Below are 21624 nucleotides of genomic sequence, written 5' to 3' on the forward strand. Positions count from 1 at the left end.
GACCGTTTGCGGATCAGATCGCCAGATATTCCGCGCGCAGCTCGTCGTTCTCCAACACTTCCCTAGCGGTGCCGTCAAAGACGATGCCGCCGGTGTCGAGGATCACGGCACGGTCGGCCAGTTGCAGGGCGCGCAGGGCGTTCTGTTCGACCAGAATGGTGGTCAGGCCCTGATCGCGGATGATGTTCAGGGTCTTTTCGATTTCGTCCACGATCACCGGGGCCAGACCTTCGTAGGGTTCATCGAGCAGCAGAACCTTGATGTCGCGCGCCAGGGCGCGGGCGATGGAGAGCATTTGCTGTTCGCCGCCTGAAAGCGTGACGCCGTCCTGCGTGCGGCGTTCCTTGAGGCGGGGAAAGAGGTCATAGATGCGGTCCAGCGACCAGCCGATGGGCGGGGCGATCTGGGCGAGCTTGAGGTTTTCCTCGACCGTGAGGCCGGGGATGATGCGGCGGTCTTCGGGCACAAGGCCGAGGCCTGCCCGCGAGGCTTCGTGGCTGGACATCTTATGCAACGCCTGGTGGTCGAGCCAGATCTCGCCCTTGCGGGCCTCTGGTTCGGCCATGCGCGCGATGGCGCGCAGCGTCGAGGTTTTACCTGCGCCGTTGCGGCCCAGAAGTGCGAGGATTTCACCTTCGTGGACGTTAAAGCTGATGCCCTGCACGATATAGCTTTCGCCGTAGTAGGCGTGCAAATCCCAGACCGACAGATAGGCCGGGGCGGTGGCGGCGTGGTTGGCGTTTTTGTCCAGTGCGGCGGTGTTCATGGCGGGTGTCCTTGGTAGCAAGGGGGTGGCGGGGTGAACCCCGCCCTACGAGGTGGTTTGCGTGACCTGTCGGTCAGGCGGCGGTTTGGGTTTCGCCCAGGTAGGCTTCGCGGACCTTGGGGTGGCCCTTGATGTTGTCAGGCGTGTCTTCGACCAGCGGCGTGCCCTGCGCCAGCACGGTGATGCGTTCGGCGAGGCTGAAGACCACGTGCATGTCGTGTTCGATGATCGCGATGGTGATGTCGCGTTCGTCCTTGATGCGTTTGAGCAGGTCGATGGTGTTGTTGGTATCCGCGCGGGCCATGCCGGCGGTAGGTTCATCCAGCAACAGCAGGCGCGGGTCCTGGGCCAGGCACATGGCAATCTCAAGCCGGCGCTTGTCGCCGCGCGACATGGAGGCGGCGTGCATGTCGCGGTGATCCGACAGGTTCATGTCTTCCAGCATGTGCTCGGCTTTTGCGATGATGTCCTTTTCGTTCGGAATGCTTTCGATGGCGTGCATCCGAAAGGCGCCGTCACGCTTGGCAAAGCAGGGGATCATCATGTTTTCCATGACCGTGAGGTCGGCGAAGATCTCGGGTGTCTGGAACACGCGGGAGATGCCCATCTGGTTGATCTCATAGGGTTTGCGGCCCAGGACCGACTGACCATCAAACATGACTGATCCGGTGTCAGGAATCAGCTTGCCGACAAAGCAGTTCAGCAGGGTGGATTTGCCCGCCCCGTTGGGGCCGATGATTGCGTGGACCGAGTTTTCCGCCACGCTGAGGTTGACGTCATTGAGCGCCTGCAACCCGCCGAAGCGCTTGCCGACATTTTTGACTTCGAGAATGCCCATGATGCGGCTCCTTATTCGGCAGGGGTGTTGCGCTGTTTGGCGGCGTCCGCCTCGGCGTGTTCGGATTTGCGGTCGCGGCGGCGGAAGACACGGCCAATGCGCTGTCCGCCCTCGACGAGGCCGCCGGGCAGGAAGATCACCACGGCCATGAACATCAGGCCCAGCGTCAGGTGCCAGCCCTTGCCCACGAAGGGGTAGACGAGGGTGATCAGCAGGTCTTCGATGCCATCGGGCATGAAGGCGAACCATTGCTCAAGGATGCCCTTGTTGATCTTGGAGATGATGTTTTCCATGTACTTGATGAAGCCTGCGCCCAGCACCGGCCCGATCAGGGTGCCTGCACCGCCGAGGATTGTCATCAGCACGACCTCGCCGCTGGCGGTCCAGAACATGCGTTCGGGGCCCACCTGGGTATCCATGGCGACCATCAGGCCACCGGCGAGGCCCGCGTACATGCCTGAGATCACGAAGACCGCCAATGTGTAGGGGCGCGCGTTGAGGCCGGTGTAGTTCAGGCGCTGCTGGTTGGATTTGATTGCGCGCAGCATCATGCCGAAAGGCGAGCGGGTGATACGGATCGCGAGGTAAAAGGCCAGGATCATCACGATGCCGGCAAGGTAGTAGCCGGTGTTGAAGGTGAAGAGCCAGTCGCCCATCTCGATCTCGAAGCTGGAGCGCATGTCGAGGCCAAAGAGGCTGGCGCGTCCGATCTCGCCGGGTTCGAGGTTGGACAGCAGGGGGCTGTCGGTTGATTTGATCTGCAGGCCGGTTTCACCGCCCGTGATCGGTGTCAGCACCGAGTAGGCCAGCGCATAGGACATCTGGGCAAAGGCCAGTGTCAGGATCGAAAAGTAGATGCCCGAGCGGCGCAGCGACACAAAGCCCACCGCCAGCGCGAAGATACCCGCCACGATCACACCCATGATGATCGAGGGGATCACGTTGAGCGAAAAGAGCTTGAGCATCCAGATCGCCCCGTATGAGCCCACCCCGAGAAACGCGGCGTGTCCGAAGCTGAGGTAGCCTGTGAGGCCGAAGAGCAGGTTGAAACCGATGGCGAAGATGCCGAAGATCACGAAGCGCTGCATCAGGTCGGGGTAGCCTGCGTTGAACTGCGCCATCGCCGACCCTTCGGGGAAGGGGTTGAGGATGAAGGGGGCGAGGATGACCAGAACGGTCACGATCGCGATCAGGCCGGTGTCTCTCTTGTTCAGTCCAAACATGGTCTATTCCTCCATCACGCCTTTGCGGCCCATCAGGCCACGGGGGCGGGTCAGCAGAATGATGATCGCCACCAGGTAGATGATGATCTGGTTGATCCCGGGCAGCAGCTCGAGCACTTCTTTCATGGAGGCAAAGCTTTCCAGGATGCCAAGCAGGAAGCCTGCCAGCACAGCGCCGGGCAGAGAGCCCATGCCGCCCACCACGACCACCACGAAACTGAGCACCAGAAAGTCCATGCCCATGTGATAGTTCGGCGAGTTGATCGGCGTGTACATCACCCCAGCGAGGCCTGCCACCGCGGCTGCGATGCCGAACATCATGGTAAAGCGCTTGTCGATGTCGATGCCCAGAAGCTGCACGGTTTCGCGATCTGCCATGCCGGCGCGGACGACCATGCCGTACGTGGTGAATTGCAAGAAGGCAAAGACCGCGCCGATGATGAGGGCCGCGAAGGCAAAGTAGATGATGCGCCAGTAGGGATAGATGATCGTATTGGGGTCAAATCCGAGGGCTGCGCCGAAGTCGAACGAGCCGGTAAAGGCCGCCGGGGCCGGTGTCGGGATCGGGTTTGCGCCGTAGTAATACTTGATGACTTCCTGCAGCACGATCGCAAGGCCGAAGGTCACGAGGATCTGGTCTGCGTGAGGGCGTTTGTAGAAATGGCGGATCAGGCCGCGTTCCATGATGATGCCGATCAGCAGCATGATCGGGATCGCGAAGAGGATCGAGAGCGGCACCGCCCAGTCTATGATGGCGCTGCCGCCTGCCTCTCCGAACCAGTCATAGACGTAGGGCACGTCCACCTGGAGAGGATTGCCGAGGAAGTCCTTGCGGGTTTCATCGACGACCTGGTGGCTGAGCGTCAGGATGCGGCTGAGGGTGACGGCGCAGAAGGCCCCGATCATGAAGAGCGCCCCATGGGCGAAGTTCACCACGCCAAGGGTGCCGAAGATCAGGGTCAGGCCGAGGGCGATCAGCGCATATGCGGAGCCCTTGTCCAAGCCGTTGAGAATTTGCAGAAGGATTGCGTCCATTGTCGCCACCTCGAACCGTTCCGCTTACGCGCTGCCTGGCGTAACCGGGTTGTTGGGGGGCAGGGCGCACAAGCGCGCCCTGCCAATTCATTTGGCTGTCGCGGGCGTTTAGGCGCCCGGGTTGCACTCGCCCAGATCGCCACCAAAGATGGAGGCATCGTAGGTGACCTGTGCGGCCGGAGTGACTTCGACGATTTCGAGAAGGTCGAATTCGGACTCGGGGTTTTCCTTGCCCTTCACGACCAGCACGTCTTTGAAGCACTGGTGGTCTTCGCCGCGATAGAGCGTTGGGCCGTTGCCCATGCCATCGAACTGGAAGTCCTTGAGCGCTTCGCCCACGGCGCAGGGGTTGAAGGACCCGCCGCGTTCCACCGCATCCGCATAAAGCAGCGCCTGCACGTAGCAGGTGTGCGCCGCCTGGGAGGGGGGGAAGCCGTATTTGGTGCCGAAGGATTTCACAAAGGCCTTTGAACCTTCGTCCTGCAGCGACCAGTGCCAGTTGGTAGAGCCGAAGATGCCTTTCACGTTGGCACCCGCACCCTTGGCCATCAGGCGGCTGTAGAGCGGCACGATGATCTCGAAGTTCTTGCCGTTGACCTGCTTGTCGCGCAGGCCGAACTGGACCGCGTTGGTCAGCGAGTTCACCATGTTGCCACCGTAGTGGTTCAGCACCAGCACGTCGGCACCCGATTGCAGGACCGGCGCGATGTAGGAGCTGAAGTCGGTTTGCGTCAGCGGTGTCTTCACAGCGGCGACGGTTTCCCAACCCAGAGCTTCTGTCGAGGTGCGGACCGCTTCCTCGGTGGTGTAGCCCCAGTTGTAGTCAGCAGTCAGGTGATAGGCCTTGCGGTCATTGCCGTAGTTTGCCGACAGGATCGGCGCGAGGGCCGCACCGGACATGTAGGAGTTGAAGAAGTGGCGGAAGCCATTGGCCTTCTTGTCCTTGCCTGTGGTGTCGTTGGAGTGCGTGAGGCCCGCCATGAAGATCACGCCTGCCTCTTGGCAAAGCGCCTGTACGGCCACGGCCACACCCGAAGACGACCCGCCGGTGATCATCACCGCGCCGTCTTTTTCGATCATGGACTTGGCGGATGCGCGTGCGGCGTCAGACTTGGTCTGGGTATCGCCGGTTACGTACTCAACTTTCTTGCCCATGATGCCGTTACCCTGCAGCGCCTTGGAGCTGAAGGTGTTCATCATGCCGCCGTCGCCGCCGCCATTGAGGTGCTCGACCGCCAGTTCATAGGCGCGCAGTTCATCCGCGCCTTCTTCGGCGTAGGGGCCGGACTGGGGCACGTTGAAGCCCAGCGTGACCGTGTCGCCTGTTGGTGCGTTGGTAAAGCCCGAATGGCCGTCCGCACGCAGGTACGTCGGCAGCGCAAGACCGGCACCAGCAGCGATTGCGCTGGTTTTGATCAAGCCACGACGTGTCAGTTTTGAAGATGACATGTATTCCTCCCAATTGATAAAGACGTGCAGCGCTTCTTATTCGGGCGCTCGCACGGCGCATTGAATGCAAACCTGTTATCGCGCTATTTCTGAAAACTGTTCAATAAGCCCCTTGATCTACAGCGAAATTCTGTAAATATCTTCGCAATAGGTATCGAATTCTTGTAAAGAAAGTGATGTTGCGGTGCAGAAAGCCGTTGATTCAACACAAGTTTGCTGGTGGGGGCGATGACCGCCACGGATGCGTTGACCGGCAGCCGCATTCGCGAGCGGCGCGTGATGGCGGGCCAGAAGCAGGCGGAGCTGGCCCGCCAGATCGGGATCTCGGCGAGTTACCTCAATCTGATCGAGCACAACCGTCGCCGGATCGGCGGCAAGCTGCTGCTGGACATTGCCGGGGCGCTGGGGGTCGAGCCGCAGGCGCTGACCGTGGGTGCAGAGGCCGCGTTGATCGCGACCCTGCGCGAAGCAGCGGACGAGGCGGGCCTGAGCGGCCCCGAGGCGGACCGCGCCGATGAGTTCGCGGGGCGGTTTCCCGGCTGGGCCGATGTTCTGGCGGGTACGCGCCAGCGGGTGACGGCGCTGGAGCAGACGGTGGAGGCGCTGACCGACCGGCTGGCACATGATCCCTATCTGGCAGCGTCGATGCATGAACTGCTGACGACCGCGGCGGCGATCCGGTCTACTGCTGCGATCCTGAATGAAAACAAGGCGTTGGAGCCTGAATGGCGCAACAGGTTTCACGCCAACATCAATGAGGACAGTCAGCGGCTGTCCGACAGCGCGCAGGCCCTCGTGGCGCATCTGGATGCGGATGAGGGGGGTGGCGACGCGGCCAGTTCGCCGCAGGAAGAGGTCGAGGCGTTTCTGAGCGCGCATGGATTTCATTTCCCGTCCCTTGAGGCACCCGGGGCGACATCTGCGGATGTCGCTGCCCTGACCGAGGCGTCGCCGGAGCTGAAGACTGCCGCCGCGCGCTATATCGCGTCGGGCGTTCTGGAGCAGGTCGCGGTCGATGCCGCGCATGTGTCGCTGGAGGTCTTGCGCGGCGCGATTGCAGAGCGGGGGGCGGACCCTATCGCGCTGTCGCATCAGCTGGGTCAGGGTGTGCCGCGGATCCTGCGCCGGATGGCGGCATTGGCAGAGCTTGGGGCAGGGCTGGTGGTGTGCGATCGCTCTGGCACGGTGATTTTCCGCAAGTCTGTCGAGGGCTTTATCGTGCCCCGGCACGGGTCGTGTTGCCCGCTGTGGCCGATCTTTTCCGTACTGGGGCAGCCCGGTCTGGTGGTATCGCAGCGCATTGCGCAGTTGGGGCGCGCGCAGACGCCGTTCACGGCCTATGCCGTCAGTGAAACGCGCCGCGCGGCCCAGTACAACGAAGGCCCATTGACCCAGGCCGCGATGCTGCTTTTGCCTGCCGCAGAGGGCAGCGGCCGGGATCATGCAGTGGGATCAACCTGCCGCATTTGCCCCAACACCAAATGTGCGGCCCGACGGGAGCCGTCGATTTTGCTGGCCGGGGCCTGAGCGTCCTTGCATGCTTTGACAGACAGGGTGTCTATAAGGCACTCTGAATGTCGGTGACACAGACCCCGCGCAGACGGGGCGGTGGGCCAAACGGGAGGACTTGTCCGATGGACAAACACGTGGTGCTTGTCGAAGACGAGCTCAATATCGCCGAGGCGATCCGGTTCTTGTTGTCGCAAGATGGCTGGCGGGTGCAGACGCTTGCGAACGGGGACAGCGCGATGGAGGTGATCCGCAACAATGCTCCGGATCTGGTGATGCTGGATGTGATGTTGCCGGGCAAGAGCGGTTTCGAGATTCTGCATGATCTGCGGTCTGATCCGGCGTTCGAAAACCTGCCGGTGCTGATGCTGACTGCGCGCGGGCAAAGCCGCGACCGGGAGATGGCCGAAAAGGCCGGGGTCAGCCGGTTCATGACCAAGCCTTTTTCAAATGCCGAGATGCTTGACGCTGTGCGCGAGCTGACCGCGTCGTGATCGGGACGGTGTGATGGCAGAGCGGGCCCCGGTCTTTCTGGAGCGGCGCAGATACCGCGCGCGACGCATGATGGATGCGGTGCGATTGCTGGCATTTTTGGGCATTGCGCTGTGGATGGTGCCGCTGATGTGGGGGGTGCCCGGAGACGGCGGTGCACCGATGCCGATGAGTGCGGCGTTGCGCTATATCTTCGGGGTCTGGGTTGTGATGGTTGTGGTGGGGCTGGTGCTGTACCGCCGCACCCCGATGCAGGCGGATGACAGACCGACCGATGGGGGCAGTTGATGGCGTCGCTCAATCAGCTGGTTGCGGTGTGTCTGCTGTATGTGGCGGGGCTTTTTCTGATCGCTTTTCTGGCCGAACGGGCAGCGCAGCGGGGGCAAAGCCGGTGGCTGCTGCGGTCACCGCTGGTCTATACCCTGTCGCTGTCGATTTACTGCACGGGGTGGACATTTTACGGGGCGGTCGGGTTCGCCGCGCGCTCTGGGCTGGAATATGTCACCATCTATCTGGGCCCGTCGCTGGTCATGATCGGCTGGTGGTGGGTGCTGCGCCGTCTGGTGCAGGTTGGGCGCAGTCAGCGCGTCACCTCTATTGCTGACCTGATTTCGTCGCGCTATGGCAAGTCGAACGCGCTGGCGATCGCCGTAACGGTCATGGCTGTCATTGGTGTGACGCCGTATATTGCCTTGCAATTGCAATCGGTTGTGTTGTCCCTCTCTGCCTTTGCAGACCCTGCACCGGGCCAGCAGCCGCCGCAGGCAGGGCAGATCAACAGCGCGTCAGCCGCACTTTGGGTGGCGGCGGGGCTGGCGCTGTTCACGGTCCTGTTCGGCACGCGCAATCTGAACGTCAATGAACGCCACCCCGGCGTGGTCATCGCCGTTGCGGTTGAGGCGGTGGTCAAGCTTTTCGCTCTGTTGGCCGTGGGTGTCTTTGTTGTCTGGGGATTGATGGGCGGGGTGAGCGAGACCTTTGCCCGCATTGATGCCTCTGCCATCGGCACGTGGCAGGTGCAGGGGGATCGGTGGCTGGCCCTGACGATGCTGTCGGGGGCGGCGTTTTTGTGTTTGCCGCGCATGTTTCAGGTCATGGTGGTCGAAAGCGAAGGCGAGCGGCATCTGCAATTCGCGTCCTGGGCGTTTCCGCTGTACCTGATGTTGATGAGCCTCTTTGTGGTGCCGATTGCGGTTGTGGGTCTGGATCTGCTGCCGGCGGGGTCGAATCCGGATCTGTTCGTGGTGAACCTGCCGCTGAGCCAGGGCCAGAACGGGGTTGCGATGCTGGCGTTTCTGGGCGGCTTTTCGTCGGCAACATCAATGGTGATTGTGGCCACGCTGGCGCTGTCGACGATGGTGTCGAACCATATCGTGATGCCGATCTGGCTGGCCACGCATCAGGGTCGGGCGACGCAATCGGGCGACGTGCGCAACGTGGTGATCCTGTCGCGGCGCCTGTCGATCATGGTGATCATGGCGTTTGGGTACCTCTACTACCGGGCCTCTGGAGGCAGTGGCGCGCTGGCGGCAATTGGCACCATTTCCTTTGGCGGTGTGGCGCAGTTCCTGCCCGCGATGCTGGGCGGTATTTTCTGGCGCGGGGCGACACGCATCGGGGCGCTTTGCGGTCTTGGCGTCGGCTTTGCGGTCTGGGTCTTTACGATGTTGCTGCCCAGCTTTGGCACCGATGGCGTGTTATCACAGGATATCTTTGATCAGGGGTTAATGGGACTGGCGTGGCTGCGCCCGCAGGCGTTTTTTGGGGTGGAGGGTCTGGACCCGACCGTGCACGCGGTGGTGTGGAGCCTGTCGCTCAATGCGTTCAGCTTTGTTGTCGTGTCGTTGCTGAGCTTTCCCAGCCCGATTGAGCGGTTGCAGGCAGCACACTTTGTCAATGTCTTGGATGGCGGTACGGGGTCGGCGCGCCGCTGGTCCGCGGCCGGGGCGGGCAGTGAAGAATTGATGATCATGACCCAGCGCATATTGGGCGCGCAGGATGCGCAGGCGTTTTTTCGCAAAGAGGCAGAGGCGCAAGGGCTGCGTGATGGTTTGCCGGACCCGTCGCCGAAGTTTGTTCAGGCGCTGGAACGGGAACTGTCCGGGTCGGTGGGCGCGGCCACGGCACATGCGATGGTGTCGCAGATTTCCGGCGGTGCGGCGGTTTCGGTCGAAGATCTGATGGCGGTGGCCGACGAATCTGCGCAGATGCTGGAATACTCCAATCAGCTTGAGACCAAGTCGCGCGAGCTGACGGAAACCGCCGCGCAGTTGCGGCGGGCGAATGAAAAGCTGACTGAATTGTCGCGGCAGAAAGACACCTTTCTGAGCCAGATCAGCCATGAATTGCGCACGCCTATGACCTCTATTCGGTCGTTCTCGGAGATTTTGCGGGATGCGGAAGGGATGTCTGCGGATGACAAATCGAAATACGCATCAATCATCCACGGCGAGACGATCCGCCTGACGCGGCTGCTGGATGATCTGCTGGATCTGTCGGTGCTGGAAAATGGGCAGGTGACGCTGAATATCCGGTCCGGGACCGTTGGCGACGTGTTGGACCGGGCGGTCACAACGGCGTTGGCGGGGGCGGAGGCGCCCTTGCGCATCCGGCGTCAGCCCCGGCGCGAGAACGTGGTTTTGCGCACGGATCTGGATCGGCTGGCACAGGTGTTCATCAATCTGGTGTCAAATGCGCAGAAATACTGCGACGCCGACGCCCCAGAGCTGCGCATTGACGTGCGCGAAACCGAGACCGGGACGTGGATTGATTTCATTGACAACGGGCAGGGGATCTCGCCCGATGCGCGGAACGTCATTTTCGAGAAATTCCATCGGCTTGAAGGTGCCGGCGGAGAGGGCGCGGGCCTTGGGCTGGCGATTTGCAGCGAGATCATGTCACGGCTTGGCGGGCGGCTTTTTTATCTGGAAGACGGGCCCGGCACCGGGTTCCGGGTTGAGCTTCCTGACCGGCTGAGTGCGGCAGAGGATATCGCTGCGCGCCGTTCTGCCGAGGTGGCCTGACGGCGTCTAAAGCGGTTGGTAACCAAATCTGCGGTATGCCTGTGCGTGAACAGGTATTCGCGGTGGATGGCATGGCCCCAGCAAATCAGCAGCACCCCGGTCACAGGACGGGGGGGGCGCATCCCGCGCTCAGGCGCAAGGCCCGCGCCGGGCTGGAGGAACGCGCCGCGCGCATTGTCAGCCTGCCCAAGGCGCTGCGGCTGACACTGGCCAGGGTCGCGGATGATCTGCTTGATATGGCGATGGCGGTGATCGGCATTCGCCGTGAGGAACGAACGGGCGATGCGCTGGAAGACCTGTTTGATCCGTCTCATCTGCTGATGCTGCTGGACGGGCCGCAGCGACGTCGCGCCGCGATTGCCTTTGATCCGGCGCTGGTGGGCGGACTGATCCAGCAGGAGACCATGGGCAGGGTCGCGGCCTTGCAGGACAGTGACAGCCGCGCGATGACGGACACGGATGGCGCGATCTGTGCGCCGCTGATCGATGCGCTGCTGGCGCGCGCGGCCCCGATGATCGAATTGCCGGATGAGCAGGGATTGATCGATGGATATGCCTTTGGGGCGCGGGTCAACGACCCGCGGCTGATGGTGATGGCCTTGGAAGCGTCACACTATCAGGTGCTGCATCTGACGGTTGATCTGGCCGGGGGGGTGCGTCAGGGGGCGATCATGCTGTGCCTGCCTGAACCAGAGGCGGGGGAAGAGGCGGCACCGATCGGCGCAGGCGCCGATGAGAAGGACGTGTCCGCCGCCGCAGAGCCGCCGCTGGGTAAGACGGTGCTGTCGCTGAGCGTTGTGCTGAACGTGGCGCTGACGCGTCTGCGGATGCCTGTACGGGCGTTGCAGGCGCTTGAGGTCGGGGATGTGCTGGACCTTGAGACAACCGCATTCGATCAATGCCGTGTGCAAACCCGGGGCGGGCGGGCGCTGAGCCGGGGGACGCTGGGGCAGATCGACGGGGTGCGGGCCCTGCAATTGGAGCATGCGTCGTCGGGGGTCAGAGAGCCACGCCGCCGCAAATCGGATCGCGGGGATCTGGACCTGCCGGATGTGGCCGGTGACGGCACCGGCACGGGCGCGGCGAAGAAGATACCGGAGGCAGGGTCTGTGGGTGCGGATGACGCCGCACCAGCGGCCTTTTTGCCCGCACTTGTGGACACGGACGGTGCCGTTGCGGCCCTTGATACCCTTCCAGACATGAGCGACCTGCCCGGATTTGAGGAAACAGAGGCAGACACCTTGCCCGCGCTGGAGGCGGGATAACGTCAGCCGGGCGCGAAGTCTTCGCCCAGCATCGGGCGGATCTGTTCGATATCGTACCCGCCACCACGGGCGGCCGCGAGAATATCGTTGGGTGCCATCCGACCGGCCTGACCCAGTGCCCAGGCGATGGTCGACCGGGTGCCGGAGGCGCAATAGGCCAAGACGGTTTCGCCGCTCTCTGCGCCCAGCTGGCGGTTCTCGGCGATGACATCGGGCACCATGGTCTGATGCGTCAGGGGGCAGACGGCAAAACGCAGTCCGGCCGCGGTGGCCGCTTTTTCGATGGCATCCGCCTGGTGGGATGGGGGCACCTCGGCGTCGGGGCGGTTGCACAGGATACAGTCAATCCCGGCAGATTTAAGGGCTTCCATATCGCCCGGATCGATTTGCGGGCTGACGAAATAGGTCGGGGTCAGTTGGCGGATATCCATCTGGATCATTTACGCTGCAGCTGTGCGGCTGTCCAGCAACCGCTTGGCGGGCGGGGCCGCGCGCATGCCGGCCACCATGGCCACCAGGAAGATCAGCCCGCCCAGGCCGCCGTAGCTGATCGAGGCGATGGCGGGCCCCGGGCAAAGGCCTACAAGACCCCAGCCCGCACCGAACAGCATCGCGCCAATGCTGAGTTTGCGGTCGATCACCGGGTCGGGCCGCTGTGGGAACTCACCACCCAGAACCGGCTGGCGCTTGCGGGTGAGGCTCCAAGCGATGGCCATGGGAACGATTGCGCCGCCCATCACGAAGGCCAGCGTGGGATCCCAGGCGCCGAAAAAGTCCAGAAAACCCTGGACCTTGTTGGTGTCTGTCATGCCCGAGATGTGCAGGCCCGCGCCGAATATCGCACCGACGATCAAAGCAAGGATGATCCGCATCTCAGAGCCCTCCGACAAGGCTGCGCAACGCGACCACGACAACGGCCCCTGCCGCGATATAGATCAGCGTCGCCACGATGCCGCGGGGGCTGAGCCGCGAAATGCCGCAGACCCCGTGCCCGGAGGTGCAGCCATTGCCAATACGGGTGCCAAGCCCCACCAGCAGACCACCGGCGATGATCAGAGCGATATTGGAGGTGATATGCGTGGCAACCGGGATGGCACCTGAAAGATGCAAAAGCGCGGGCAGGGCGATGAGCCCGGCCAGAAAGGCCAGCCCTTCGGCCCGTGCGCTGCGCGATGATCCGTCGATCAGGCCGCCGGCGATGCCGCTGACGCCCATGATCCTGCCGTTGCCCAGGAGATAGAGTGCGCCTGCGCCGCCAATCATCAGGCCGCCAAGCAGGCCCCAAATCCAATCCATTTCCATGCGGTGTCTCTCAGAGTTTGTTGATAGGAAGTTTCAGCATGACCGTGCCGCTGTCGTCGGGTTCAGGCATGTTGCCAGCGCGCATGTTGACCTGCAGTGAAGGCACGATCAGCTTGGGCATGGCGAGGGTCGCATCGCGGGTCTGGCGCATATCGACAAAGGTTTCCTCGTCCGTGCCGCCGCCCACATGCACGTTCTTGGCCTTTTGCGCGCCTACGGTGGTTTCCCAGGCAAATTCATCGCGGCCCGGGGCCTTGTAGTCGTGGCCGACAAAGATCCGGGTCTCTTCGGGCAGGCTGAGAATGCGCTGAATGGAATTGTAGAGATCATTGGCCGACCCACCCGGGAAATCGCAGCGCGCGGTGCCGAAATCGGGCATGAAAAGCGTGTCACCGACAAAGGCCGCATCGCCGATGACATAGGTCAGGCAGGCTGGTGTGTGGCCGGGCGTGTGCATCACATCTGCACGCAGCTGGCCGATATGAAAGGTATCGCCATCCTTGAAAAGCGCGTCGAACTGGCTGCCGTCCCGCTGGAATTCGGTGCCTTCGTTGAAGACCTTGCCAAAGGTGTCCTGAATGGTGGTGATCTGGGATCCGATGCCAATCTTGCCGCCCAGTTTTTCCTGCAGGTAGGGTGCTGCAGACAGGTGATCGGCGTGCACGTGGCTTTCCAGGATCCACTGGGTTTGCAGGTTCTCATCCTTGATAAACGCGACGATCTTGTCGGCGGAAGTCGTATCGGTGCGGCCTGCTGCATGATCGAAATCAAGCACCGAATCGACAATTGCACAGGCCGATCCGGACGGGTCCTGCACCACGTAGCTGACGGTGTTTGTTGCGCCATCGAAGAAAGCGGTGACAATCGGGGCTGCGGCGGTGATATCAGTTGGCATCGGGGCGTCCTTTCTGCTGACATACATATAGCAATTTATGCATATGTTGCAAGTGGACTTTGTTGCAGGGCAGGGTCAGCCGAGCAAGATGCCCACGACCACCATCATGAGACCAATGACGCTGAGAAACAATGCGCCAAGGTTCAGCGGCATGACGGCCTGCAGTGCTGCGCGCATGGCGTCGTCATCAAGTTGCGCGCGTTTGGCGCGGCTGACTTTCAGAATGCAAACGATCAGACCGACGAGGCCCACCACTGACACGGCGGCGCCTGCCCAGATCAACCAGTCCAGTGTTGCGGCATCTGCGTTTTCCATGGGCAGACCGCTAAGCCAATCTTTGCGGTGAGGCAAGACCTGCTTGCGGGTCGCGGGGCCTGCGCGTAACAGGTCAGCAAATCAGCGATCAGGAGCCTGCCATGAGTGACACCAGCACCAACCCCGATGTGATCGAAGGCGCCGGCGACGCGACCTACCGCGTCACGGCCAACGAGTTGCGCCAGTTCGTTGAGCGGGTCGAGCGGCTGGACGCCGAAAAGAAGGATCTGGCAGAGCAGCAAAAGGAAGTCATGGCTGAGGCCAAGGCGCGCGGATATGACACCAAGGTCATGCGCAAACTGATCGCCCTGCGCAAGCGCGACAAGGATGACATCGCCGAGGAAGAGGCGGTGTTGGAGATGTACAAGGAAGCGTTGGGCATGTAGCGCGACGGGGGCCGCAACAAGGCCCCCGGATTACTGTGTGGGCGATTGCCGGTGGATTGTCGCGCTGCCCCCCTTGCACACCGATGCACACGCCAATAGAAGGGCGGAAATTTGCACCCGCGCGCCACGCGCGGCCTTATTCTTATGGAGCACACATGCAGGTCAACGAGACGCTGAACGAAGGTTTGAAGCGCGGCTACAATATCACCGTGACCGCCGACGAGCTGGATGCCAAGGTAAACGAAAAGCTGGTCGAAGCGCAGCCCGAGGTCGAGATGAAGGGCTTCCGCAAGGGCAAGGTGCCGATGGCGCTGTTGAAAAAGCAATTTGGCCAGCGCGTCATGGGCGAAGCCATGCAGGAAGCCATTGATGGCGCCATGGGCGAGCACTTTGAGAAATCCGGCGATCGCCCCGCGATGCAGCCTGATGTCAAGATGACCAACGAAGACTGGAAAGAAGGCGACGACGTCGAGGTTTCCATGACCTACGAAGCGCTGCCGGATATTCCTGAAGTTGACGCTTCGAAGGTCAAGCTGGAAAAGCTGGTGGTCAAGGCCGATGACGCGGCCATCGAGGAAGCGCTGGGCAATCTGGCAGAGACCGCGCAGGATTTCGCACCGCGCAAGAAGGGGGCCAAGGCAAAGGACGGCGATCAGGTTGTGATGGACTTTGTCGGCAAGGTCGATGGCGAGGCCTTTGAAGGTGGTTCAGCCGAGGATTATCCGCTGGTGCTGGGCTCCAATTCCTTCATCCCGGGTTTCGAAGAGCAACTGGTCGGCGTGAAAACTGGCGAAGAAAAAGCCGTGACCGTGTCTTTCCCCGATGATTACCAGGCCGAGCATCTGAAGGGCAAAGAGGCTGTGTTCGATTGCACCATCAAGGACGTCAAAGAACCCGTCGCAGCCAAAATCGATGACGAATTGGCCAAGAAGTTCGGGTCTGACGATCTGGACGCGCTGAAAGCCCAGATCGCAGAGCGGCTGGAGGCGGAGTATTCCGGGGCGTCCCGCGCGGTTATGAAGCGCAGCTTGCTGGATCAGCTCGACAAGATGGTCAGCTTTGAACTGCCCCCGTCGCTGGTCGACGCCGAAGCGGGCCAGATCGCGCACCAGTTGTGGCACGAGGAAAACCCGGACGTCGAAGGCCATGATCACCCCGAGATCGAGGCGACGGACGAGCACAAGTCGCTGGCCGAACGCCGCGTGCGTCTGGGTCTGCTGCTGGCAGAGCTGGGTCAGAAGGCCGAGGTTGAAGTGTCGGATGCCGAGATGACGCAGGCGATCATGAACCAGGCGCGTCAGTACCCCGGTCAGGAACGCGAGTTCTTTGAGTTTGTGCAGAAGAACCAGCAGATGCAGCAGCAGATGCGCGCGCCGATCTTTGAAGACAAGGTTGTCGACCACATCGTCGAAAGCGCCAAGGTGACAGAGAAAGAAGTGTCCAAAGAGGAGCTTCAGAAAGCTGTCGAGGCGCTTGAGGACGAGTAACCCTTGAGTGATGAATTTCGAAAAGGCCGCGCAGGTTTGCGCGGCCTTTTTTATTGCGTTGTCAGCTTTCGATGGGGGATGGCTTGGGGCGGGTGGCGCAAATCATGCCGGTCTCAGGCCGGTTTCCACAAGCATCCCGCGTCGCTTTGCTTCGTAGTAGTAGCCGCGCGCATACCATTTGATCGCTGTGGCGTGATCGCCATCCGACAAAAGCCAAGCGCCGCGCAGGTATTTGAGCGCGTATCGCAGGTTAGTATCCGCATCCAGCAGATCCTTGGGTTTGCCCCTGAAGCCCATGCCGCGTGCCGTGGCGGGCAGGATCTGAAGTAAGCCATAGTAAGGGCCGTTGCGGGCCTTGGGGTTGTGGGTGCTTTCGCGGATTGCAAGGCGGTGTACCAACGGGCGGGGCAGGTCATAGTGATCTGCCCAAAAGTTGATCTTGTTGCGCAACTCGGGCGTCTCATTGGGGTAAAGAGGCGGCCCAACCGGCTTGGGCGGGGGTGCTGGCGTTTTCGAACATGCGCAAAGCGCAGCGGCAGCGATGAGGGCAATGGCGGTGCGGCGGGTAGGCTGGGGCATCGGTGACTGCTTGTTATGAAGGATAGAGGTTCATCGCCGAGAAGGTCTGCCGCAGCAAGTATGGGAAAAAGAATGCGCGGGGAATTGCGCACCGGGAGCAGTGTTGTGATTTTTGCCGGGTAAAGGGCCACTCTGCGAAATTACTCGGTGTAAGGATTCCAGGTCTCGTGCGCCTTGGTATCGCTTCCAAATCCGGCGGATACCAGTAAATCCCGAAAATCGAGATGGTACATCGCGACCGCGTCTTCCAAACCGGAAATCGTACCACCACTTACCTTTAGTGCCGCTGTTTCACAGCGATCCGGACCTTGGTTGCCGCTGCCGCTTGCGGTGATTTCCAACAGCAGCGCTCTCGCACGCGCTTGCGCATGCGGCGCAAACATCTGCTCGACATGACCGTTTACAATCTCTGAGAGTCTACGCGCCATTTTTTCAGTTTACGGCAATCCGCCGAAACCGGTAAAGCCCACAAAGCAATGGTCGCTGCGACAGTCGCGGCTACTAAACTCCAACGCATGCGTCAAATGTTCGTTTTTGAGCCCTGAACGCGCATCAAATCTACGCATCCCAGTGATAGATTTTAACGCCCTTCTCTAGCCAGCGAAACGCTTCGGGCCAAACCACGACATTGAAACTGGCGGTATTTTTGGGGGCCGTGAACTCAAGTCCAGTGTCGTCGCGGGAATTTGGGATGTCCCACGAGTTAACCTTTTCGCCATTGCGACGCAGCAAGGCCTCAATAGAGCTGAACATCTTTGCGTACGCTGGCGTGAAGTCTCTTCTGGTGGTGCGCGTAGAACCCAGGCGGCTTGGCACGATCCACTGCCGATTACCCTGGTACCAGCGCGGGCGGGTCCAGGAAACGATCGGCGTGGTTTCCAGATCAATTGCGGTGCCTTCCAATTTTGCGTCGCGGTTCAGTATTCTCACAACGCGGGCAACCCCGTCCTTCGGACCAGAACCGTCACCTATGCGTGTGATCGGACCGTGATCTTTGGCCCAGAAGATATAGTCTAAGTCATCGTTTGATGAAGCTGCTCCCGGTGAGGGACTCGCACAGATTTCAAGCGCTCCTGGAAAGTCATGACTGTCCGAAGGGGTCAGCGGAACGAGCTGGAACTCCCTCTTCAATCGTCGGAGAAAATTGAATTCCTCATTTGGCGACAACAAGTAACGCATGGGCCCATCTGACAGTAACGTACGACGTTCAGGATCGCATAGTCCTTTGCGTGGTCGCTAAGATCAATAGGCGCTTATGGCTGTAATGCCGATGTTCCCAATGTTCCGCACAGCCGCTATTGACACAGCGCTCGTGGCTGCGGAGTCTGATCGAATGCGTCAGACTCTCGGTTAGAGCCCAGGCCGTCGAATGCTGCATTTTGCGCCACTGTCTGGTTACCGGGATTAATCCGAGTAAGACATAAGGACGGATGATCTTGCTCGGACCAGAAACTGTAATTTCATCGTGACTTTGGGCAGGTAGTGACCAAAATTATAGGAGCATTGAGCGCTTTTGAAAACGTTTGACGATAGGACAATTCGGTGGATCGTCGCCCTCTTTGTGGCAGCCACACAAAATGGCGCCGCGCTTTTTGCGGTGTATTCTTCAAGCCAAAATCGTCTCTCCGACGCAGCCTGCCTCGGAGGTGGGTTCGGAATGTTTGCCAGCTTGGTAATTCTGGGTGCTGTTATCTTATGGGGAATCATTCTTGCTGCGAGATCGTCCCGCGGAACAACATGGCATGCAGCACTGAAACCCCTTTGTTTTGTCGCATTATCGAGCGCAATCGCAATTGTCATCGGACTGAATGCTGTGCAGTACTGCACCGTGTAGAGCGTCGAATGCCGTGATGCTGCAACATCCGCCTCGATTTGATGCAAAGTCATCATCATGACATCTTTGATGCGCCATGTTTATCGGATCGTCGGGTTCCTTTGTGCAGTCATTCCGATGTGCCAGAAATTCGCCCTTATAAAATCACCCTAAACTGTCTTATTGGCGCTGACGTCAGACATGACGGTCCTGATCTTGCTTTTTACAGTGGCCGCTAAGAGTTCAGTCGTGTTCCCAAGCGACTACACATCAGTCATTCAGGATTGTCATCGGACGGCTGCAAAAGATTGCAAAGGTGTTATTGCCCGTTTCACACAAAAAAACCGCCGCGCAAGTTCATGCGCGGCGGTTCAAATTTTGACCGGCAACCCGGTTTAGGTGCTTGGTGTCTCTTCGTCAGAGGATGCGTCCTCGTCGGAGGCGACACCGGCGACTTCGGCCAGTTCTTCGTCTTCGGACGCGGCGGCACCGATGTCGTCAAAGAGTTCCTGGATCTCGAAATCAGCGGCTGCTTCTTCCTCGGCGGCGAGTTCCTGAATGGACTTGCCGGAGGCCTGAAGTTCGGCCTCTTCAGGGGAACGGGCGACGTTCAGCTGAATGGTGGCTTCCACTTCGGGGTGCAGCACGATCTGCACGTCATGCAGGCCGAGATACTTGATGGGGCTGCCCAGTACGACCTGCTTGCGGTCGACAGTGAAGCCTTCTTCGGTCGTGGCGTCGGCGGCGTCACGGGTGGTGACGGAGCCATAAAGGGCGCCTGCGTCGGACGCGGAGCGAATCACGATGAACTGCTGACCGTTCAGCTTTTCAGCCATCTGTTCGGCTTCTTTCTTGGTCTCGAGGTTTTGGGCCTCAAGCTGGGCCTTGCGGCCCTCGAAAGCTTCGATGTTGGCTTTGGACGCGCTGAGCGCCTTGCCCTGTGGCAGCAGGTAATTGCGCGCGTAGCCGGGCTTGACGTCCACGACTTCGCCCATCTGACCCAGCTTGGCCACACGTTCCAGAAGGATAACTTGCATGTGCTTTCTCCTTACTTGACGGCGTAGGGCAGCAGGGCGAGGAAACGGGCGCGTTTGATGGCACGGGCCAGCTCACGCTGTTTCTTCGCGGATACCGCGGTGATACGGGACGGAACGATCTTGCCACGCTCAGAGATGTAGCGCTGCAGCAGACGGGTGTCTTTGTAATCGATCTTGGGTGCATTGTCGCCCGAGAAGGGGCAGACCTTGCGGCGGCGGAAAAATGGTTTAGCGGCCATGGTTTAAAGTCCTTTCTTCAAGCTTTGGATCAACGGCGTTCGCGACGGGTGTCGCGTTCGTCGCGCTTTTGCATCTGCACGGAGGGCAGTTCGGCATGATCATCAACCTTGATGGTCAGCACGCGCATCACGTCATCATGCAGGCGCATCAGGCGTTCCATTTCCTGCACTGCAGGTGCCGGGGCATCCGAGCGCAGGAAGGCGTAATGGCCCTTGCGGTTCTTGTTGATCTTGTAGGCCATCGTTTTGACGCCCCAGTACTCATGGTCGACCATTTTGCCGCCATTGTCCGACAGGACTGTACCAAAGTGTTCGATGAGGCCTTCGGCTTGCGTGTTGGACAAGTCCTGACGCGCAATCATCACGTGCTCATAAAGTGGCATGAGCTCTCCTATTTATATCAAGGCGCATTTCATAGGCAGGGCATTCATCCTTGCGGCCCCACCACGAGAGACTGCGCGGTTCAAGTGTTGTGCAAGGAAGGTGCCGTATACACGGTTTGTGGCGCGGGGCAAGCACCCCGCGCTGCTTTCTGCCTCAGGCGGTCTGTGGCCCCGATGGCGCTGTAAAGAGCCCACGGCGCAGGCCCAGCCCCGACACGGTTTGATAGAGCACGATGGCCGTGAGCAGGGCCATCAGCACCTCGGCCAGGGGGCCTGCATACCAGATGCCCCATTCGCCCCAGATCAGCGGCAAAAGGAAGATAAGCGGCAATCCGAAGGCGTAGGATTTGGTCAGGCCCAGCAGGGCGGCCCGCGTGGCGTTGCCGATGGCCTGAAAATAGGTCGCAATCACGATCAGGGGGCCTGCGAGCCACAGCATCGCCGAGTTGACCGGCAGGATGCGGGCAAATTCAGCGATCACGCCGGGATCAGACACAAAGAGCCGCGCGATGGGTTCCGGCAGCATGACAAAGGCCAGCTGCATCAGCGTGCAGTAGACAAGCGCGATCCAGATGCCGATCCGCAGACTTTGATCGGATCGGTCCCACGCCTGTGCGCCAAAGTTGTTGCCGACGATGGATTGCATGGCATGTGTCAGCCCGAGCAGTGGCAGGAACACGAACGTCATGACCCGTGTCATGATGCCGAAGGCGGCAACGGTGGACTCGTATTTGGGCGTATTGACCATTTGCAGCGCAACAATCACCGCCGCTGAACTGAGGGCGATGCCGATGAAGCTGAGGCTTTGGGGGGCACCAAGGGCGAGGATACGTGTCCAGTTCGCCCGCCAGTCATGCGCAAGAAGCATGGAGGGCTGCAGGGTGGCTTTGCGCGTGATGCGAAAGCCGATGATAATGCTGAGTGCCAGCAGTTGAGCAAGTGCGGTGCCCCATGCCGAGCCCGCAACGCCGAGGCCCATTATGGCAATGAGCAGATAGTTGAAGCCGATATTAGAGAGCGAGACGAGCAAGCTCATCGCCGCCATGAAGCCCACGTGCCCTTCGTTGCGCAGCGCATCGGAGTTCACGGCGAGAATGAACGCGAGCGGGGCCATGAATGCGGTGATCGCGAGATAGACCTGGCCCATTTCGGCAAGGGGCTCGGAACCCGAGGCCAGCGCCAGCGTCACGCTGCGACCAAAGACGAGGTAGCCTGCGATGAGCACGCCGCTCATCAGCAGAGCCATGCCGTGGGCGCCGACAAAGACACGGGCGGCGGCGGTATGGTCATTGGCCCCCAGGTGGCGGGCCAGAATGCTGGACATGCCGTTTGACACCAGTGTCGCCAGCGCCACGATGACCATGTAGAGCGGAAAGATCAGGGTGACGGCCCCAAGTGCATCGGGGCCGACGTAGCGGCCGAGAAAGATCGCATCGACGACTGTGAGCAGGCCGTTCATGCCCATCACAAAGATGATCGGCAACGCGGTTTTTGCAAAAATCAGGCCAAGTGGCCCATGGGTAAAGGTATTGGCAGGGGTGTGTGCCATCTGTCGGTCCTCGCAAGCTAGATCGCATGGGGGGAGGCG

The 21624-nt window shown here is 60.7% G+C and carries 24 protein-coding genes; 7 read left to right on the forward strand and 17 right to left on the reverse strand.

Annotation, left to right across the window (positions count from 1 at the left end; translation table 11 throughout):
* Window positions 1–13: 13 nt before the first annotated feature.
* The 5 genes from H9Q16_RS03060 to H9Q16_RS03080 all read right to left on the reverse strand — a co-directional run bounded on the left by H9Q16_RS03060 (window position 14) and on the right by H9Q16_RS03080 (window position 5311).
* The gene (locus H9Q16_RS03060; RefSeq protein ID WP_191073888.1) at window positions 14–766 is read right to left on the reverse strand and encodes an ABC transporter ATP-binding protein; all 753 of its coding nucleotides are present in this window, start codon (window positions 764–766) and stop codon (window positions 14–16) included.
* Between the two features lie 73 nt (window positions 767–839).
* Entirely contained in the window at window positions 840–1604 is a 765-nt protein-coding gene (locus H9Q16_RS03065) for an ABC transporter ATP-binding protein (protein WP_191073889.1), read from the reverse strand.
* 11 nt (window positions 1605–1615) lie between these two features.
* On the reverse strand, window positions 1616–2827 hold the full coding sequence (locus H9Q16_RS03070) for a branched-chain amino acid ABC transporter permease (protein WP_191073890.1): 1212 nt from the start codon (window positions 2825–2827) through the stop codon (window positions 1616–1618).
* 3 nt (window positions 2828–2830) lie between these two features.
* Window positions 2831–3862: a branched-chain amino acid ABC transporter permease gene (locus H9Q16_RS03075; protein WP_191073891.1), complete on the reverse strand. Its 1032-nt coding sequence runs from the start codon at window positions 3860–3862 to the stop codon at window positions 2831–2833.
* Between the two features lie 108 nt (window positions 3863–3970).
* Entirely contained in the window at window positions 3971–5311 is a 1341-nt protein-coding gene (locus H9Q16_RS03080; RefSeq protein ID WP_191073892.1) for a substrate-binding protein, read from the reverse strand.
* Window positions 5312–5539: 228 nt separating this feature from the next.
* On the opposite strand from H9Q16_RS03080, the gene H9Q16_RS03085 reads away from it, so the two are divergent.
* From H9Q16_RS03085 to H9Q16_RS03105, 5 genes are all read left to right on the forward strand, one after another.
* Window positions 5540–6838, forward strand: a complete 1299-nt coding sequence (locus H9Q16_RS03085; protein WP_191073893.1) for a short-chain fatty acyl-CoA regulator family protein — start codon at window positions 5540–5542, stop codon at window positions 6836–6838.
* A 107-nt stretch (window positions 6839–6945) separates the two neighbouring features.
* Window positions 6946–7314 carry a response regulator transcription factor gene (locus tag H9Q16_RS03090; RefSeq protein ID WP_191073894.1) on the forward strand — a complete coding sequence of 123 codons (369 nt, stop codon included), beginning with the start codon at window positions 6946–6948 and terminating at the stop codon, window positions 7312–7314.
* A 13-nt stretch (window positions 7315–7327) separates the two neighbouring features.
* Complete coding sequence (locus H9Q16_RS03095; RefSeq protein WP_191073895.1) at window positions 7328–7600, forward strand: hypothetical protein; 273 nt, start codon at window positions 7328–7330, stop codon at window positions 7598–7600.
* A complete protein-coding gene (locus H9Q16_RS03100) occupies window positions 7600–10335 on the forward strand; it encodes an ATP-binding protein (RefSeq protein WP_191073896.1) in 2736 nt (911 codons plus the stop codon). Before H9Q16_RS03095 ends, H9Q16_RS03100 begins: the two co-directional genes overlap by 1 nt.
* A gap of 35 nt (window positions 10336–10370) precedes the next feature.
* A complete protein-coding gene (locus tag H9Q16_RS03105) occupies window positions 10371–11600 on the forward strand; it encodes a FliM/FliN family flagellar motor switch protein (protein ID WP_191073897.1) in 1230 nt (409 codons plus the stop codon).
* A gap of 2 nt (window positions 11601–11602) precedes the next feature.
* Here H9Q16_RS03105 and H9Q16_RS03110 read toward each other — a convergent pair whose 3' ends face one another.
* The 5 genes from H9Q16_RS03110 to H9Q16_RS03130 all read right to left on the reverse strand — a co-directional run bounded on the left by H9Q16_RS03110 (window position 11603) and on the right by H9Q16_RS03130 (window position 14112).
* Window positions 11603–12031, reverse strand: a complete 429-nt coding sequence (locus H9Q16_RS03110) for a protein tyrosine phosphatase family protein (protein ID WP_191073898.1) — start codon at window positions 12029–12031, stop codon at window positions 11603–11605.
* 9 nt (window positions 12032–12040) lie between these two features.
* Entirely contained in the window at window positions 12041–12472 is a 432-nt protein-coding gene (locus H9Q16_RS03115; protein WP_191073899.1) for a DUF6691 family protein, read from the reverse strand.
* A gap of 1 nt (window position 12473) precedes the next feature.
* Entirely contained in the window at window positions 12474–12902 is a 429-nt protein-coding gene (locus H9Q16_RS03120; protein WP_191073900.1) for a YeeE/YedE family protein, read from the reverse strand.
* A gap of 10 nt (window positions 12903–12912) precedes the next feature.
* Window positions 12913–13797, reverse strand: coding sequence for an MBL fold metallo-hydrolase (locus tag H9Q16_RS03125; RefSeq protein WP_191073901.1), 885 nt, complete (start codon window positions 13795–13797; stop codon window positions 12913–12915).
* A gap of 75 nt (window positions 13798–13872) precedes the next feature.
* Entirely contained in the window at window positions 13873–14112 is a 240-nt protein-coding gene (locus H9Q16_RS03130) for a hypothetical protein (RefSeq protein WP_191073902.1), read from the reverse strand.
* Window positions 14113–14213: 101 nt separating this feature from the next.
* Between H9Q16_RS03130 and H9Q16_RS03135 the strand changes: the two genes are divergently transcribed.
* Together H9Q16_RS03135 and tig are read left to right on the forward strand one after the other, a co-directional pair.
* Window positions 14214–14498, forward strand: a complete 285-nt coding sequence (locus tag H9Q16_RS03135; protein WP_191073903.1) for a DUF2312 domain-containing protein — start codon at window positions 14214–14216, stop codon at window positions 14496–14498.
* Between the two features lie 155 nt (window positions 14499–14653).
* Window positions 14654–15985: a trigger factor gene (tig, locus tag H9Q16_RS03140; RefSeq protein WP_191073904.1), complete on the forward strand. Its 1332-nt coding sequence runs from the start codon at window positions 14654–14656 to the stop codon at window positions 15983–15985.
* Window positions 15986–16087: 102 nt separating this feature from the next.
* Here the strand turns inward: tig and H9Q16_RS03145 are convergent, their stop codons facing one another.
* The 7 genes from H9Q16_RS03145 to H9Q16_RS03175 all read right to left on the reverse strand — a co-directional run bounded on the left by H9Q16_RS03145 (window position 16088) and on the right by H9Q16_RS03175 (window position 21585).
* Complete coding sequence (locus tag H9Q16_RS03145) at window positions 16088–16564, reverse strand: transglycosylase SLT domain-containing protein (protein ID WP_191073905.1); 477 nt, start codon at window positions 16562–16564, stop codon at window positions 16088–16090.
* Window positions 16565–16704: 140 nt separating this feature from the next.
* Window positions 16705–16992, reverse strand: coding sequence for a hypothetical protein (locus H9Q16_RS03150; RefSeq protein WP_191073906.1), 288 nt, complete (start codon window positions 16990–16992; stop codon window positions 16705–16707).
* A 130-nt stretch (window positions 16993–17122) separates the two neighbouring features.
* A complete protein-coding gene (locus H9Q16_RS03155) occupies window positions 17123–17743 on the reverse strand; it encodes a hypothetical protein (RefSeq protein ID WP_191073907.1) in 621 nt (206 codons plus the stop codon).
* A gap of 1029 nt (window positions 17744–18772) precedes the next feature.
* Window positions 18773–19414 carry a 50S ribosomal protein L9 gene (gene rplI / locus H9Q16_RS03160; RefSeq protein ID WP_191073908.1) on the reverse strand — a complete coding sequence of 214 codons (642 nt, stop codon included), beginning with the start codon at window positions 19412–19414 and terminating at the stop codon, window positions 18773–18775.
* Between the two features lie 11 nt (window positions 19415–19425).
* Entirely contained in the window at window positions 19426–19653 is a 228-nt protein-coding gene (gene rpsR, locus H9Q16_RS03165) for a 30S ribosomal protein S18 (RefSeq protein ID WP_005982441.1), read from the reverse strand.
* Between the two features lie 29 nt (window positions 19654–19682).
* A complete protein-coding gene (rpsF, locus tag H9Q16_RS03170; protein WP_191073909.1) occupies window positions 19683–20036 on the reverse strand; it encodes a 30S ribosomal protein S6 in 354 nt (117 codons plus the stop codon).
* A 154-nt stretch (window positions 20037–20190) separates the two neighbouring features.
* Window positions 20191–21585 (reverse strand): MATE family efflux transporter, encoded by a 1395-nt coding sequence (locus tag H9Q16_RS03175; protein WP_191073910.1) that lies wholly within the window; start codon window positions 21583–21585, stop codon window positions 20191–20193.
* Window positions 21586–21624 lie beyond the last annotated feature (39 nt).

The organism is Sulfitobacter aestuariivivens (genome assembly GCF_014763045.1).
Classification (GTDB): Bacteria; Pseudomonadota; Alphaproteobacteria; order Rhodobacterales; family Rhodobacteraceae; genus Sulfitobacter; species Sulfitobacter aestuariivivens.

Coding starts and splice junctions, on each gene's coding strand:
- H9Q16_RS03095 (WP_191073895.1), top strand. CDS start 7,328: ATGGCAGAGCGGGCCCCGGTCTTTCTGGAGCGGCGCAGATACCGCGCG.
- H9Q16_RS03175 (WP_191073910.1), bottom strand. CDS start 21,585: ATGGCACACACCCCTGCCAATACCTTTACCCATGGGCCACTTGGCCTG.
- H9Q16_RS03080 (WP_191073892.1), bottom strand. CDS start 5,311: ATGTCATCTTCAAAACTGACACGTCGTGGCTTGATCAAAACCAGCGCA.
- rpsF (WP_191073909.1), bottom strand. CDS start 20,036: ATGCCACTTTATGAGCACGTGATGATTGCGCGTCAGGACTTGTCCAAC.
- H9Q16_RS03110 (WP_191073898.1), bottom strand. CDS start 12,031: ATGGATATCCGCCAACTGACCCCGACCTATTTCGTCAGCCCGCAAATC.
- rpsR (WP_005982441.1), bottom strand. CDS start 19,653: ATGGCCGCTAAACCATTTTTCCGCCGCCGCAAGGTCTGCCCCTTCTCG.
- H9Q16_RS03120 (WP_191073900.1), bottom strand. CDS start 12,902: ATGGAAATGGATTGGATTTGGGGCCTGCTTGGCGGCCTGATGATTGGC.
- H9Q16_RS03070 (WP_191073890.1), bottom strand. CDS start 2,827: ATGTTTGGACTGAACAAGAGAGACACCGGCCTGATCGCGATCGTGACC.
- H9Q16_RS03100 (WP_191073896.1), top strand. CDS start 7,600: ATGGCGTCGCTCAATCAGCTGGTTGCGGTGTGTCTGCTGTATGTGGCG.
- H9Q16_RS03125 (WP_191073901.1), bottom strand. CDS start 13,797: ATGCCAACTGATATCACCGCCGCAGCCCCGATTGTCACCGCTTTCTTC.
- H9Q16_RS03145 (WP_191073905.1), bottom strand. CDS start 16,564: ATGCCCCAGCCTACCCGCCGCACCGCCATTGCCCTCATCGCTGCCGCT.
- H9Q16_RS03105 (WP_191073897.1), top strand. CDS start 10,371: ATGCCTGTGCGTGAACAGGTATTCGCGGTGGATGGCATGGCCCCAGCA.
- H9Q16_RS03130 (WP_191073902.1), bottom strand. CDS start 14,112: ATGGAAAACGCAGATGCCGCAACACTGGACTGGTTGATCTGGGCAGGC.
- H9Q16_RS03085 (WP_191073893.1), top strand. CDS start 5,540: ATGACCGCCACGGATGCGTTGACCGGCAGCCGCATTCGCGAGCGGCGC.
- H9Q16_RS03090 (WP_191073894.1), top strand. CDS start 6,946: ATGGACAAACACGTGGTGCTTGTCGAAGACGAGCTCAATATCGCCGAG.
- H9Q16_RS03075 (WP_191073891.1), bottom strand. CDS start 3,862: ATGGACGCAATCCTTCTGCAAATTCTCAACGGCTTGGACAAGGGCTCC.
- H9Q16_RS03150 (WP_191073906.1), bottom strand. CDS start 16,992: ATGGCGCGTAGACTCTCAGAGATTGTAAACGGTCATGTCGAGCAGATG.
- H9Q16_RS03155 (WP_191073907.1), bottom strand. CDS start 17,743: ATGCGTTACTTGTTGTCGCCAAATGAGGAATTCAATTTTCTCCGACGA.
- tig (WP_191073904.1), top strand. CDS start 14,654: ATGCAGGTCAACGAGACGCTGAACGAAGGTTTGAAGCGCGGCTACAAT.
- H9Q16_RS03115 (WP_191073899.1), bottom strand. CDS start 12,472: ATGCGGATCATCCTTGCTTTGATCGTCGGTGCGATATTCGGCGCGGGC.
- H9Q16_RS03060 (WP_191073888.1), bottom strand. CDS start 766: ATGAACACCGCCGCACTGGACAAAAACGCCAACCACGCCGCCACCGCC.
- rplI (WP_191073908.1), bottom strand. CDS start 19,414: ATGCAAGTTATCCTTCTGGAACGTGTGGCCAAGCTGGGTCAGATGGGC.
- H9Q16_RS03135 (WP_191073903.1), top strand. CDS start 14,214: ATGAGTGACACCAGCACCAACCCCGATGTGATCGAAGGCGCCGGCGAC.
- H9Q16_RS03065 (WP_191073889.1), bottom strand. CDS start 1,604: ATGGGCATTCTCGAAGTCAAAAATGTCGGCAAGCGCTTCGGCGGGTTG.